The 14163-nt window shown below is 47.0% G+C and carries 17 protein-coding genes; 13 read left to right on the top strand and 4 right to left on the bottom strand.

Features of this window, described 5'->3' with window-relative positions:
• The first annotated feature begins 105 nt into the window (after positions 1–105).
• From H6G89_RS32925 to H6G89_RS32880, 10 genes are all read left to right on the top strand, one after another.
• Positions 106–720, top strand: coding sequence for a metal-binding protein (locus H6G89_RS32925; RefSeq protein WP_190514240.1), 615 nt, complete (start codon positions 106–108; stop codon positions 718–720).
• A 216-nt stretch (positions 721–936) separates the two neighbouring features.
• Positions 937–1245, top strand: a complete 309-nt coding sequence (locus H6G89_RS32920; RefSeq protein WP_190514239.1) for an RNA recognition motif domain-containing protein — start codon at positions 937–939, stop codon at positions 1243–1245.
• 144 nt (positions 1246–1389) lie between these two features.
• On the top strand, positions 1390–1581 hold the full coding sequence (gene rpsU, locus H6G89_RS32915; RefSeq protein WP_190514238.1) for a 30S ribosomal protein S21: 192 nt from the start codon (positions 1390–1392) through the stop codon (positions 1579–1581).
• Between the two features lie 99 nt (positions 1582–1680).
• Complete coding sequence (locus H6G89_RS32910) at positions 1681–1989, top strand: pentapeptide repeat-containing protein (protein ID WP_190514237.1); 309 nt, start codon at positions 1681–1683, stop codon at positions 1987–1989.
• A 149-nt stretch (positions 1990–2138) separates the two neighbouring features.
• Positions 2139–2660 carry a translation initiation factor IF-3 gene (infC, locus tag H6G89_RS32905; RefSeq protein WP_199337084.1) on the top strand — a complete coding sequence of 174 codons (522 nt, stop codon included), beginning with the start codon at positions 2139–2141 and terminating at the stop codon, positions 2658–2660.
• A gap of 90 nt (positions 2661–2750) precedes the next feature.
• Positions 2751–4094: an SGNH/GDSL hydrolase family protein gene (locus H6G89_RS32900; protein WP_190514236.1), complete on the top strand. Its 1344-nt coding sequence runs from the start codon at positions 2751–2753 to the stop codon at positions 4092–4094.
• Between the two features lie 174 nt (positions 4095–4268).
• Positions 4269–4508, top strand: coding sequence for a hypothetical protein (locus H6G89_RS32895; RefSeq protein WP_190514235.1), 240 nt, complete (start codon positions 4269–4271; stop codon positions 4506–4508).
• A gap of 222 nt (positions 4509–4730) precedes the next feature.
• Entirely contained in the window at positions 4731–5699 is a 969-nt protein-coding gene (locus H6G89_RS32890; protein ID WP_190514234.1) for a sodium-dependent bicarbonate transport family permease, read from the top strand.
• A gap of 4 nt (positions 5700–5703) precedes the next feature.
• Positions 5704–6018 (top strand): P-II family nitrogen regulator, encoded by a 315-nt coding sequence (locus H6G89_RS32885; protein WP_190514233.1) that lies wholly within the window; start codon positions 5704–5706, stop codon positions 6016–6018.
• Positions 6019–6337: 319 nt separating this feature from the next.
• Complete coding sequence (locus H6G89_RS32880; RefSeq protein WP_190514232.1) at positions 6338–7051, top strand: carbonic anhydrase; 714 nt, start codon at positions 6338–6340, stop codon at positions 7049–7051.
• A gap of 68 nt (positions 7052–7119) precedes the next feature.
• On the opposite strand, the gene H6G89_RS34710 is transcribed toward H6G89_RS32880, so the two are convergent.
• Positions 7120–7440 (bottom strand): alpha/beta fold hydrolase, encoded by a 321-nt coding sequence (locus H6G89_RS34710; RefSeq protein WP_199337082.1) that lies wholly within the window; start codon positions 7438–7440, stop codon positions 7120–7122.
• Positions 7413–7724, bottom strand: coding sequence for an alpha/beta fold hydrolase (locus H6G89_RS34705; RefSeq protein WP_309230153.1), 312 nt, complete (start codon positions 7722–7724; stop codon positions 7413–7415). Before H6G89_RS34705 ends, H6G89_RS34710 begins: the two co-directional genes overlap by 28 nt.
• A 153-nt stretch (positions 7725–7877) precedes the next feature.
• On the opposite strand from H6G89_RS34705, the gene H6G89_RS32870 reads away from it, so the two are divergent.
• Positions 7878–8204, top strand: a complete 327-nt coding sequence (locus H6G89_RS32870) for an IS66 family transposase (protein WP_190514231.1) — start codon at positions 7878–7880, stop codon at positions 8202–8204.
• A 157-nt stretch (positions 8205–8361) separates the two neighbouring features.
• Here H6G89_RS32870 and H6G89_RS32865 read toward each other — a convergent pair whose 3' ends face one another.
• Entirely contained in the window at positions 8362–9705 is a 1344-nt protein-coding gene (locus H6G89_RS32865) for a polysaccharide lyase (protein WP_190514230.1), read from the bottom strand.
• 1496 nt (positions 9706–11201) lie between these two features.
• Here H6G89_RS32865 and H6G89_RS32860 point away from each other — a divergent pair.
• On the top strand, positions 11202–12035 hold the full coding sequence (locus H6G89_RS32860; RefSeq protein WP_190514229.1) for an aldo/keto reductase: 834 nt from the start codon (positions 11202–11204) through the stop codon (positions 12033–12035).
• A 250-nt stretch (positions 12036–12285) separates the two neighbouring features.
• Here H6G89_RS32860 and H6G89_RS32855 read toward each other — a convergent pair whose 3' ends face one another.
• Complete coding sequence (locus H6G89_RS32855; protein WP_190514228.1) at positions 12286–12774, bottom strand: thiol-disulfide oxidoreductase DCC family protein; 489 nt, start codon at positions 12772–12774, stop codon at positions 12286–12288.
• A gap of 225 nt (positions 12775–12999) precedes the next feature.
• Here H6G89_RS32855 and H6G89_RS32850 point away from each other — a divergent pair, with 225 nt between their 5' ends.
• On the top strand, positions 13000–13953 hold the full coding sequence (locus tag H6G89_RS32850; protein ID WP_190514227.1) for a hypothetical protein: 954 nt from the start codon (positions 13000–13002) through the stop codon (positions 13951–13953).
• Positions 13954–14163: the final 210 nt, after the last annotated feature.

Here is a 14163-nt window from a genome sequence, read left to right as displayed (position 1 = left end):
AAAAAGTTTTTTTGCCTGGTAATGCTGGATCGGCATATCCCCAATTCCGCCAATTGGTATTAGGATGCTTTTCAATAGAGTACTGATGATCTAGCGTCTTGAACCATGCCCTCTGGCCGAACTCACGATCGCATTACCCTGTGGACATTGCCTCTAGTCGGTGGGTTAACCCTGATCGCGACTCAGAGCAGTACGCTAACGCTCATCATCTGTAGCGGTTATTTGTTTGGCGGATTGATGTTTGGTCCCGATCTTGACATCCATTCCGTTCAATTTAAGCGATGGGGTTGGTTCCGCTGGATCTGGATTCCCTATCGGGGCAGCATCAAACATCGATCGCCCCTATCACACTCTCCCGTCACGGGGACAGCCCTGCGAATTGTTTACTTACTCACTTGGGTTGGACTGGTTAGCTTCATCACGCTGGCGTTAATGAATGAACTATGGCAATTGGGTTGGACCTGGGGAGACATTGCTGGATTTTTGGGGCGATCGCTGCAACAACGCCGAGTAGAATGGCTGATGCTGGTGCTGGGGCTAGAGTTAGGTGCTTTGAGCCACTATATTGCTGATGGGGCACTTTCCACCTACAAACGCTTCAAAACAAAAGGTTGGAAAGCCCTGCAACCACCGCCTCTGCGCCCAACCCGTAAACCTGCCTCTAAACGTCGAACGTCTTCCAAAGCGTCTTTGACCCCTAAACGCCGCTCCAAGCCTTAAGTAATCGGCTTTCAAGCGAGTGCGAGATTGAGTCAATATCGGATCTATATTTCGCTCTTTTTGTAAGCATCACATTAAGTTACATAAACTTTCAATTGCGAAAATCCATGTTAAGCTGGGGGCATCTTGGAAATTATTTTCGGTTGTTTAATTCGTCTTCTTGGCGTTTCTCCGAACTTAACTCTCCACACATGTTGATTCGGAGATACTTCGACTATGTCAATTTACGTCGGTAACTTATCCTACGAAGTTACAGAGAGCGACCTAAATCAGGTCTTTGCAGAATATGGTACGGTCAAGCGCATTCAATTGCCTGCTGATCGTGAAACAGGTCGTATGCGCGGCTTTGGGTTTGTAGAAATGGGTACAGAAGCAGAAGAAACTGCTGCCATTGAAGCCTTAGATGGTGCGGAATGGATGGGGCGCGATCTAAAGGTTAACAAAGCCAAACCTCGTGAGGAAAGAGGCTCTTCAAACTCTTGGGGTAATAACAATCGGAAGAACAATTCTTCCCGTCGTTATTAATCCCTGCAACTAGCGTTTGAAAGTTAACGTCTAAAATCTGCAATCTTAAAGGGTAGGCAGTAAGTCTACCCTTTTTGATAGGTTCCATCTGGATTGTTTGACCCGATCCAGTGATCGTTTAACCCATTGGAGGGGGAAATTAAGATGACTCAAGTAGTTCTTGGTGAAGATGAAGGGATTGAGTCAGGGCTTCGTCGCTTTAAGCGAAAAGTGTCTCAAGCTGGGATTTTTCCAGATATGAGAAAAAACCGTCATTTTGAAACCCCGATTGAAAAGCGCAAACGTAAGGCGATCGCCAGAAGAAAACAGCGTCGGAGACGAACAGCAGCGTACTAGTTTTGAATGGATGGGTCGAGTGTGATTTCGGGAAGTACCATCACATTCGTCGTTCGTATTCATCGTTCCGTTCAAGTTCCATATCAATCCAACACTGTTATGAAAATTGCAGAGCTCATCAGTCGTTATAAAGCAGGGCAGCGGGACTTTAGAAACCTGAACTTGATGGCGGTTAACCTGAGAAATCTGAACCTGAGTGGTGCAAATTTCAGTGGCGCAAACCTGACTAAGGCAAATCTTGCTAAAGCCGATCTCAGTCAAGTCAATCTATCAGATGCCATTCTGACTGGAGCAAATCTGACTGACACTAAACTGATCATGGCAAACTTAACAAATGCAAATTTGAGTGAGGTTGATCTCAGTCAGGCTGATTTGCGGGGTGCCATTTTACGAGGCATGGTTAATTAGCCAGCATGGCTAAATGCGAGGTATTAGAGCTGATTCAATAATCAATCTTAAGCTCTAAACCATCCAGGTGGTCTTTGCTCCTGGCTGAACTCCCATCAATAAGAGAATGTCCCATAACTGGATTACTGCGCTACGCTGGTAGTATCGGTTTGATTCATCACTTCATTTCTAAAGAGGCAACTATTATCGCTACAAAACAACTGATTAACCGTCAAATCCGCTCCCCTCAAGTTCTTCTCATTGATCATGAGAATAACAACCATGGTTTGACAGACACCCGTGAGGCACTCCAACTGGCTGCCAATGCCGGACTCGACCTTGTGGTCGTCTCCGAGGGCAAAGATGCTCCCGTAGCTAAGATCCTGGACTATGGTAAGCATCAATACCAGCAGAAAAAACGTCAACGCCACAGTGCCCGACCTACGGTTAAAGAGGTGAGACTGCGCCCTAACGTCGGGGAATCGGATTACAAGCTGCGGATCGATTGGGCGACTGAGTGGTTAGGTAAGGGTGATTCAGTTAAGTTTCAAATTCGGTTACGAGGTCGAGAACATCAAAATCGCGATCGCGCCGCAGAGTTACTCGATCGGATTGTTATAGACCTGGGGCAAGCCGGCAAAGTGCAATCGTTAGATCGACGCGCACTCATCGTGCAGCTGACTCCAGCTTAATCAAACAACTAACTTATATTGATTTCAGGTGGGATGTATGGCAAAGCTGTACATCCCATTATTTTAAGTCCCCTCATCAAGGAAACACCCATGGCAACGCGCGACTCAGGGAGCCTTAACGCTGCAACTCGGTATGACCTGTTCATATTTGGAGATAGCCTATCGGATACGGGCAACATTTTTCAATTGAGTGGAGGGTTGTTTCCACCACCGCCTTATGTCAATGGACGTTTTTCTAATGGGGCAGTCGCAGTAGAAACCTTAGCCACATCCCTTGGGTTAGGGTATCAATCCACCAATTTTGCGTTGGGAGGAGCGCAAACAGGGCGCACCAACGTGTTCGACTTCCTGGGAGTGCAAATCGGAGGGTTGCTCAATCAAGTCGATCGCTTTACCAGCCAAGCTACTACGTTAGGGGCAGGTTCTGAAGACCTGTACCTGGTCTGGATCGGCGCAAACGACCTGTTGAATGCATCCCCCTCTGATCCCACAGCGACGCTCAACACAGCCATTGCTAATGTCACCACCGCCGTAACTACTCTGGCACAGTCGGGTGCAAAAAACATTGTCGTGGTGCAAACGCCCAACCTGGGTAGAACTCCTCAGGCTCTAGAGCAGGGGTTATTGCAACCGTTAACGCAGGCGAGCCTCGCCTTTAATGCAGCACTGGAATCCACTCTCACGCCCTTAGAAGCCACTTTCTCTGGGGTCAATATTGTCTTTGCTGACTTGTTTCCGATCGCCGAGAGTATTGCCCAAAACCCAGCCCAATTCGGCTTCTCTAACATCACGGCTCCCTACGTTAATGCCATCTTTCCCCAAGACCCAACCGTTGATCCCAATCAATTCTTCTTTTGGGATCGGGTACATCCAACCGCTAGGGGGCACAACCTGTTTGCAGGTGTGCTGCGACGTGATGTGATCACGGGGATCACCAGTTCCGTCGTACGCAATGGAACGGCAGCAGCAGACCGATTGGTGGGCTTTAGTGGCAATGATATTTTGCGGGGACAGGATGGAGCAGACTTTTTGGAAGGCAATGCCGGACGGGATGTTCTTTTGGGTGGTTCTGACAGCGATGTGATCGTGGGAAGTACGGGCAATGACCAACTGACTGGAGGAGAGGGATCAGACCTATTGCGGGGCGGCTTAGGAAGCGATCGCTTCATTTACACCTCCGTGGGCGATCGCGGTGATGTGATTGCTGATTTTCAGGTTAGACGAGATGTGATTGATCTGCGAGTTGCGTTTAACCAACCCGCCTATAGAAGGGGCGATCGCTTTGCGGCGTATGTGAGACTGGCTCAGTTGGGTAGTGACACGGTTGTTCGGGTTGATACGAATGGGGATGTCGCAGGTGGCTTTAGAAATTTGGCACAGTTATCCAACATTGCAGTTGGTACGCTTAATGCGGGCAGTTTTCGGTTGGGTTAATTGCAATTAACCCTGTAAGCAACCAGTTTTGGGGTAATTCTCCTCCAGCCCTCACACCCTTCTTTTCTACAGAACACAGATTGATTTCCAAATTCTTTCTAAGAAGACGCTTTAGGATGATCAGAATAGTAACCGTTCCCGGATTATTCCTGCGAGTCAATTGGAGATTACGCTGTGTATCAAATTTCAAGAGAAGAAATTGACCTGTTAAAGAGCGCGCCTCTCGACCATTTAGAAATTTTGCAGGCAGTATCGAGCGTGATTACCCATGGAGAATCGCAGGATTTTTATGTCGGTTTTTTAAGTGCTTTGAAACTGGCAACTGAGATGGCGCGATCGCATGATGTCCAGGACAACGCCTTTTATTTGTCTATGACAGCTCTCGCTCGCAAAACTGTGGAGTATATCAACTAGTACAGCAAAAAATAAGTTTTGAAAGGGGTGAAGGGATTCCACCCCTTCTTGGGGGCGAAGCCCCCAAACCCCCTACATTGCAGAACTTTGTGTTCGCAACACTAGTCCAAGAATTGACAGGAGCAGTACAACACGATACATGATGATTCATTCAGCACAACGTTATTCGATAATGCAAAGTTTTCTAAACTTTTTGGTTGCTCAGTGTAAGGAGGAATGGACGTGGATATCAGTTTGATTGTGTCTAATATCCTCAATCCACCCATTCTGTTCTTTTTCCTGGGAATGATTGCTGTTTTAGTTAAATCCGATCTCGAAATTCCTCCACCTGTCCCCAAGTTATTTTCGTTGTATCTGCTGCTGGCGATCGGCTTTAAGGGCGGCGTTGAGTTAGTCAAAAGCGGCATTACGCAAGAGGTCATTTTAACGCTGTTGGCTGCCATGTTGATGGCATGTGCCGTCCCGGTCTACACCTTCTTTATTCTCAAATTGAAGCTAGATACTTATGATGCGGCGGCGATCGCAGCAACCTATGGTTCCATCAGTGCGGTCACGTTCATTACAGCAACAGCGTTTCTCAATGAACTGGGCATTGATACTGATGGTTACATGGTGGCAGCCCTGGCTCTCATGGAGTCACCAGCCATCATTGTGGGGTTGATTCTCGTCAATCTGTTCGCCATCGATGAAAAACGCGAGTTCTCCTGGCCTGAAGTATTGCGAGACGCATTTCTCAACAGTTCGGTCTTTTTGCTCGTAGGGAGTCTGGCAATCGGCTTTGCAACGGGGGAACACGGATGGGAAGTATTAGAACCCTTTACGCAAGGAATGTTTTATGGTGTTTTGACCTTCTTCTTGCTCGACATGGGACTTGTTGCCGCCAGAAGAATTAAGGACTTGCAAAAAACAGGCATTTTCCTCATTTCATTTGCCATACTGATTCCTATAGTGAACGCCGGGATCGGGTTACTGATTGCCAAGTTCATTAACATGCCTAGAGGGGACGCACTTTTGTTTGCGGTCTTGTGTGCGAGTGCTTCGTATATTGCTGTCCCTGCTGCCATGCGATTAACAGTTCCTGAAGCAAATCCCAGCCTATACGTTTCGACTGCCCTGGCAGTCACGTTTCCCTTCAACATCATTGTGGGAATTCCGCTTTATCTATACGGAATTAACCTTCTTTGGAGGTAATAGTATGCATTCGATGAAACGAATTGAGATCATTGCTAACTCGTTTGAGTTAGGCAAGATTTTAGAAAGTTTAGATAAGTCTGGTGTGCATGGTCATGCGGTAATCCGCAACGTGACAGGTAGAGGATTAAGAGGTGAAACAACCGAAGACTTAGATATGACGATGCTCGATAACGTCTACATTCTGGCGTTTTGTGTACCGGATCAACTTAAGCCCGTCGTAGAAAATCTGCGTCCCTTGCTTAACAAATTTGGAGGAACCTGTTACATCTCGGATGTCATGGAGATTAGCTCGATGAAATCTGTTGCATCCCTTTAAGGATGCAAGATGTTGAAACAGGATCTTATGTAGGGGCGTTTGACTAAACGCCCGTATCGTTTAGAAGATTTTTAGGAAGCGAATTAAATACAAAATTTGAAACTTATACTTAATGATTGTGAATTTATTAAATCCGCAAACTGTACAGGCGGGTTTATCAGATTAATCTACACCTTGCAATGGATTCAACGGCGAAACCCGCCCCTACCAAACATCGAACTTATTTAATTTTCATTCCTTAGGGGCGAATGCTCACTCGCCCCGACATGAGTCAATTTCTTTCAAGCCTTAAGTGCCATTCATTCCCTGGGATTATTCTATGAATTTCAACAAAGATTCGATTCAACGTCGTGATTTTTTAAGAATGGGAACGGCGAGCTTGCTTGGGCTTTCCGGTGCAACCAGTATCTTAGGGCGGATCAATCCGGCTCATGCAGCAGAATTGGAGACTGATCCAGTGCTCGATCCCAATGCAGCATTACGAAGGCTATTGGATGGCAATCAACGCTTCATGCAACACCATCCCCAATATCCTGATCAGTCTCAAGCGCGTGTGCAGGCGGTGGCTCAGGCACAACATCCCTTTGCAACCGTGTTGAGTTGTGCAGATTCACGAGTCCCCGCAGAACTCATTTTTGACCAGGGCATCGGTAATATTTTTGACGTGCGGATTGCGGGAAATATTGCGACACCAGAAGCCCTTGGCAGTATCGAATATGCGGTCGTGTTGCTGGGCACCCCCCTATTGATGGTGTTGGGTCACGAACGCTGTGGAGCCGTCACGGCTGCCGTTCAAAATGAGGCATTACCGGGTGAGATTGGTAGCTTTGTCAAAGCCATTTTGCCCGCGGTCGAGCGCGTCAAAGGGAAATCAGGAGATATGGTTGAGAATGCCGTAGTCGCCAATGTGCATTACCAGATTGACCAGTTGAAGCGATCGCCCCTGCTCATGGAACGAGTCAAATCTGGCAAATTGAAAATTGTCGGCGGTCGGTATGACCTGGATTCTGGCAGAGTGACGACTGTGATATGACACTAGCGTTCGTTTTGACGCACGAAATTCAGCACAATCGAGGCAAACTTTTCGGGATACCACAGCCTTCACTCATGCCATCCCACATCGACTGTTTTGAGGGTGGCATGGGGGATTAATGCAGCCATTTCGTGAGCCACTTTTAACAGGGGGGTCAGGTCTTTTTCTGCCCACAACAACAAACAGGGAGCCTGAATCTGGGGAAGTAAATGTTTCAAGTTGGTTTCTAACGACAGCAGCAGTGCTTGAATCACATTGCCTGTGTTGAATAACAGGTTGTGAGAAAAGACTTGGGGAATGTCTACCATTTGCAGTTTTAGCCTTGGCAGGGAAATCTGAGCCACCATCTCAAACGCTCGAATCAGCGTAATCTCCAGCAGAGAAACCACTGGAACTCCCGTGCTATCTGCCAACACCAGGCTTTTGATCCGATCTGGGCGAGGGTCGCGAGGGTAATGGCAATTTCTCCACCCAAGGAGTGCCCCACGACATGCACTTGTTTGAGATTGAGCGCATCTAAAAAAGACAGCATCAAGCTGGCATAGTCGTCGTAGTCCGAGATCAGTTCACCATAGGGCGATCGCGCAAAGCTCGGTAGATCGGGTGCGATCAGCGTGTGATGTCGCGACAACCGTTCTAAAATCTCGTGATATGGTGCAGAGGAAATGCCCACCCATGCAGAAACAAAATGGGCTTATCACTATAGCCCTCTTCTGTCACTCTCTTCGTAAACACATCTTATACAAACCTCGTTTCCAAGCTCCTGCTTGGAAATGGAGTGACGGAGGCTCTGCCTCCAACCGTTACTTTAGGAGGCAGAGTCTCCATGCGTACATTCCTAGCTTTGTTTGCTTCCCGGATGAAGCGGCTGTTCCTCAAAGCCATTGCCTTGCAACAACGGCAACGCACCCTGGTTGCCTGGATCATCGAGCAGTATTGCGCTCGATTTCGCGGTTCAATGCGGGAGATTTTGAATCTCAAACCCCAATCAGTCGAGGGACAGCGGTTGCTCAAACGCTATCAAAAAATTCGTGCTCATCTGTTGTTGTTTTTGACGGATGAGACGATTCCACCGACTAACAATTCCAGTGAGCAAGCGTTGCGCTGGAGTGTCATCTTTCGCAAGGTGACCAACAGCTTCCGTTCCGACTGAGGGGCGGAGCTATTCGCTCAAGTTCGCTCACTGGTCAACACTGCGCAGCGTCAGGGCATTTCTGCCTTTGATGCCATTTCCCGTGCGCTGACCTCTCAGCAAACCGATTGGCTACTGGGTTGAGCAATTACCAGAATTTCAAGTTAGAGGGACGTTGCTACACCGGGGCGATCGAGAAGTGAGCAAAGTCAGCATGAACATTTTGAGGGGTTGCCCAGGATGTATCACCACCTCCAAAAAAGGTTGAGAAGAACAACCCGTTCAACCGTAACGAATCGGTGGTGCGGAAGGTTAAACCTCCTTCCTGGGCGACTGCTTTACCATCAAACCAAACCTGCACTTGACCATCACTCTTACCGGGCTGGTTGAGGGTCACTTGTTGCTCAATATGATGCCAAACGCCGGGTCTAAATTGCCACGCACCGCGATCGATCGACGTGCCATGATCCTGGCTGGTGGGCATATAGGCATAGATCTCGCCCTGCCCGCCTGTGCGCCACATATAACGGGTAGAAAATCCATCGGTGCCATTGGGGATGTCGCCACCACTGTTTCCTGTTCCGCCATACAATCCAGGTAATTTGCCTCCTTTGACAAAGTTGAAGTTCTCTGAGAATCGCACGTAGTAGCTCAGTCGGGCTGATGTTTGGGGAGTCATGCCCATATCGGCGTAGAACTGCGTTCCACCAACGGGTGCTTGATCGCTACGAGTGACAGTTGGACTGGCTGACCCTGCCGGATAGGTGACTCGCAAGACATTGCCAAATCTGCCTGTTTCATCCGCCACAACTTGCATATTTTGTTGCCCCCAGGAGCCTGATGAACGCACACCCCAGCGGGTCATCCAACCTGAGCCAAATTCGTTAGCAAAGGGGTCTGTGGAGCCTCCAGTTGAGGGGTTGGGGTTAATGGGGGATGTTGGGGTTGATGTTGGCGGTGATGTTGGAGTGGGGGGAATGACGGGAGTCAAGGTGATGCTGTCTAACCGAGCTAGTTCCCCAGCATTTTTAACGCCCCGAATGCTAATGATTTGCCCGTTGTTGATTCTGACATCATTTGCGATCGCCCTACTGGTTAACGTCCGTTGGTTGGCATTGGCTGATCCCAGATTGCGATTGGCAGTCAATGAACCTATTGTCGAACTACCGACCTTAGCGGTAAAAGTTGATCTCCCGTCATTCTCATCAAAATACTGCAATACCATTTTGTAGCGACCGCTTGTTCCGGTAAATCGAGTTGAGACAGTGCCACTGTTACCAGAGAGTTGAACGTAGCTGCGACCACTGGCGATGCTGGTTGCTTGTCGGGTGTAACCGCTCAAGCTCATGGTTTCTGCTTCTAGCTGTAAAGCGGTTTGTCCCGGTGTGCTCATTGCACGAGCCAATGTGCGGGTTCTGACATTGGAAAGAGCAGTCTGATGATTGAGAGAAGATGTTGTTCCTTGAGTCGCAGTGTAGGCAGCAGAATTTAACAGAGTAGAGGAATGGTTTACTACTTGCATGAATTAGCTCCAAAATTTTTAGTGCAAGTGCCCCAAGCTTGACTGGGGCAGGCTAAAGCCGCGTCGCTAAAGACATTCAGCGATCGCGATTAAGCGAGAGAGAATCGGTTGAGTCCGCTGCAAATGCAAGTCAAGAGAGTGCAACCCCAAGGGGGGACGCTGTTCCACACTGGCTCTTAAGGGCTAGAACTTGCAGAAAGTAGCGAATCAGGATAGCCGTAATCCCTGGGTGGTGTTCCAAACCTGTTGATAACCTCTGTAAGACCCCCTGTAGTCCCCCTTGGTAAGGGGGACGGCGACAGCCGGGGGTTAGTGGCAACAGATCTGAAACACTACCGTGCCCCCCGTGTGGGGGTTTCACATCCCGTACTTCACCCCAGCAGATACCGCTATAGAACTCAATGAGACACATCAAACATGGGGCATATCTCATTGACAAAATGCTTGTTCTGACAAGCAAGTTGAATCTTGCCGTGCATGAATTACGCGGTTTCTAAGGAAGTCCTTACAACGGACTGCAACTTACTTCAAATGGTTACGATTAGCCCCGAATTCATTTGAGGGCTGACTACAGGAAAAGGGGCAAGATTCCAGTAACCGAGTCAATTGCTTAACCGTGTTATAGCAATACCAACGGTCAAAGGTGTGAATTTAGGGATGACGAATTGCTGCGTCAGATAACTTCAGCAACAGCAGTTTTAATCTAAATCTCAAAGCTCCTGAAGATACGCTCGTTTGAGGTTTTTTAGTTGTCATCATGTTGTCCTCATAACTACGGATCGATCAGGTAGATGCGTTAGCCTAACTCAATATCATGCATACCTTAACTTCATAAAGTCTTTACTGAGTTGAGTGAATATACGGAAATTTTGTAAGAAATAAAATAGATTTTTAATTCGTGCATGTTCCGTTACTGTATCCTATATGAAATATATATGTCTGATTAAGGATAACCTTTAGAGGTAAGAATTTTGAATTCATTGTTATCTGAGTGAGTTAGGAATGTAACTCTAAATTAATTAATTTGATTTTATTGGTGTCATTGTGATGCGCGTGATAATGACTTCAAAAGAGGTTGGAAAGTTCCTTGTATGTCAACTTTGCACTATAAAAATGCCTCGGCGACGTTAATCCTGGTCGTTATTCCAAATGAAATTTCACTAGTTGGGGCTCTTTCGTTAATTAAAAGGGATTGGCAAGAAGCAGGTGTATATAGCCATCCTATTTGATTCATGAAGAAGTCTGAGATAGGGTCAATGGTCAATGGTTAATTGTCAATGGTCAATGGTTAATCGTTGCTGGTCATACACAAAGGACGAATGACGCATGATGAATGAAAGAGTAAATTTCACGATCGATTTAGGACTGCTATAGCCTTTCATTGAAGGGTATAAACTGATCTCTCATCCATCAATGTTATTGACAAATCAACTCTTAGATAGTGGTATTCATATAGGGATTGAGGACGATCTAGTTTTAGAGTTGTCGAGGTTTGTATGAAAACAATCCAGTTGTCATCGGGTCAGTCCATCCCAGTGTTAGGACTGGGGACATGGAGGATGGGAGAGGCGATCGCCCAACGCCAACAAGAGATTGCGGCTCTGCAACAAGGATTGGATTTGGGGATGAATCTGATTGACACGGCTGAGATGTATGGGGAAGGAGGAGCCGAAACCGTGATAGCTGAGGTGATCGCCCAGCGACGAGAAAGCGTTTTCTTGGTTAGCAAGGTCTATCCTCACAATGCCTCACGACGAGGTGCGATCGCTGCCTGTGAGCGCAGTCTACAACGACTCAAAACGGACTATCTTGATCTTTATTTGCTGCACTGGCGAGGCTCCATTCCTTTATCAGAAACGCTAGAGGCATTTCAAACCCTGAAACAGGCAGGCAAAATTCGTGACTATGGGGTTAGCAACTTTGATGTAGCGGATATGGAGGAAGCGAACACGTTACCTGGAGGAGAAGCGATCGCAACGAATCAAGTGCTCTATAACTTGCAGCGACGTGGCATTGAATGGAACCTTTTGCCCTGGTGTCAACAACATCAAATTCCTGTGATGGCATACTCCCCCGTTGAGCAGGGGCGACTGTTGCAAAACCGCACATTGAAAGCGATCGCCCAGGAAAAGGGAGTCACCGCAGCCCAGGTCGCGATCGCCTGGTTACTGCATCAAGAGAATGTGATCGTCATTCCCAAAGCCAGTAATGTGACTCACGTTAAGGAAAATCGAGCCGCTCTCGATCTCAAACTTTCCCCGGACGATCTGCAAGCCTTGGATCGTGCTTTTCCACCTCCAGTAAAACCCGTTGCACTGGAGATGTTGTAACTTTCGTTGCCACTCTCTTCGTTGCCATTCTAGTGTTGCGAACACAAAGTTCTGCAATGCAGGGGGTTTGGGGGCTTCGCCCCCAAGAAGGGGTTTCACCCCTTCACCCCTTTCAAAACTTATTTTTTGCTGTACTAGTGTGATAGAGCAACCAAAGGATTGGTTAAAACGAAGTGTAGGGATGGAAGCTCTGATTGGGGTGAGATCCTCACACTCTCTTGCCTCGGCGTCTCGATAGTTGCTATATCCATCACTCCCGATCGTCGGGTAAGCGGCAACGTCCTTCCGTGTCACAAGTAGCAAGGCGGTTTTGGCGATCGCGCATAATTGCCGCTAAACTACCTCGCCCGGTCAACGGTAAACGATAGTCTGCCCACCATTCATATAAAGCATCGGCAATAAAGCCAATCACAGGGATTTTCGTAATGGCATAGACCCAACCCATGCCCAACACCTCATACACCTGACGGAAAACCTCAACGTTTTTGATCACCGTGCCATCCGGCAACACTGCGTGAATGCGCCCCATCGCTGTCTCGAAATCGACTCCCCCATTCGCCTCTGGGGAATAGTCATCCTCTGCAATATCGATAAATGCTACTAATCCACGACCCGCATCCCGTCGTCTTAAAAAGTTGACCTCTCGCAGACACAACGGGCACGCCCCATCATATAACAACTTAATTTTCCAAGTGGAGGTAGGGGAGTTAGGTTGAGTAGCCAGAGTTTGAGCATCCATAGAGGTAGTTATCAACGGTAAATTAAATGACTTAACAAAAGAGCTGATAATCAACACTTTACTTTAAGTATTGTAAAAAAAATTAAATTATCTGTGCCAATAGATAATTTGTGCCATTCTCTAATTGGAGTCTGCGTCTTTGGAAGTGCGGTTATCCCAATCGCAGCCCAAACAAGATGTAGGCTTGTCAAGAGCAGATGACTACCTCATGTAGGAGAATGACTGATGCCAATTTCTCGAGATGAATATCGCACTATCTCACAACGTATCAAATCCCTGGAGCATCAAAACCAGGTAATGAAGTTTTTGGTATCAGTCGTGATTATTCTAATCGTTACTGTAAGTTGTACTCAACCAGGGGCAAACGGCACTCAAACGACTATTTCCAGTATGGAGATCCCTGATGTTTTAGAGTTAAGGCAGTTAACTTTTAAAGATGAAAATCAAAATGTCCGCTTAAAAATTGACGCTACCGATAGTTCAAACATCTATCAGTCCTTTTATGATTCCAATGGTGTTGAAAGAGCACAAATAAGTATTGATAAAGAAGGGAGTGCGCGATTTAGATTATTTGACACAGCCGGTAGTCCTCGATTTGCAGCAGTGACATTTTCAGATGATCACGAGGAAGTTTCAAATTTAGCAACGCTTGCAGTACTGGGTGTGGGGAATGAAAACAACTCAGAAAAAGGAGGTATATTTCTATCGACTGCTGCTGATGGAACTGTCACTGACTACACTTTTGGAAGCAACGGAGTATTGCAATTTGGTGCTGCTGTACTGCCCGATGGAACGACAGCAAATGAGATCTTTGATAGAAACAAAGTGCGACGCTTTCATCAAACTATCCAGGCAAATGGAGATTTAAGTTATGGAATGTATGACACCGCTGGAACATTGAGGCACTCATTCAATATCCTTGATGAAGGTGGCAAGATCGCCAATCAGTTGATGCTGGATAGTGAGAACAGAGTTAGATTCGGTAACTTTACATCTGTATCAAATAGTGGTCAACGCAATTTTGATCAGGATGGAGTAGCAAGAACTTCAACTACTATCGCTGAGGATAATTCGTTCTCGTACTATGTTGAGAAAAGTGCTACGGATCAACTTATGGATGTTACGGATGGAATCTTGAGGATAATAGACATAGGTCGCGTGCTTTCGGGCAACAACTAGCTCTGATAGCGGCAGGCATCGTCCTATTGCCACACAGCCATGGTCGAACTTATGGAGCTTATCAAAACAGATATGGTTAGCTGACCTTGCAAGTGGGAAAATCTCTTAGGGGTATGTCAAATAGATTGTGTCAAGGGTAAAAACTCAAGTTGGAAAGCGATCGCCGAATTCAATCGCGAAGCGATTGAGAGCAGGTTTCCAGTCACGAAT

The organism is Oscillatoria sp. FACHB-1407, assembly GCF_014697545.1.
In the GTDB taxonomy this organism is placed as follows: Bacteria; Cyanobacteriota; Cyanobacteriia; order Elainellales; family Elainellaceae; genus FACHB-1407.
This window is presented reverse-complemented; position numbering and strand designations above follow the sequence as displayed.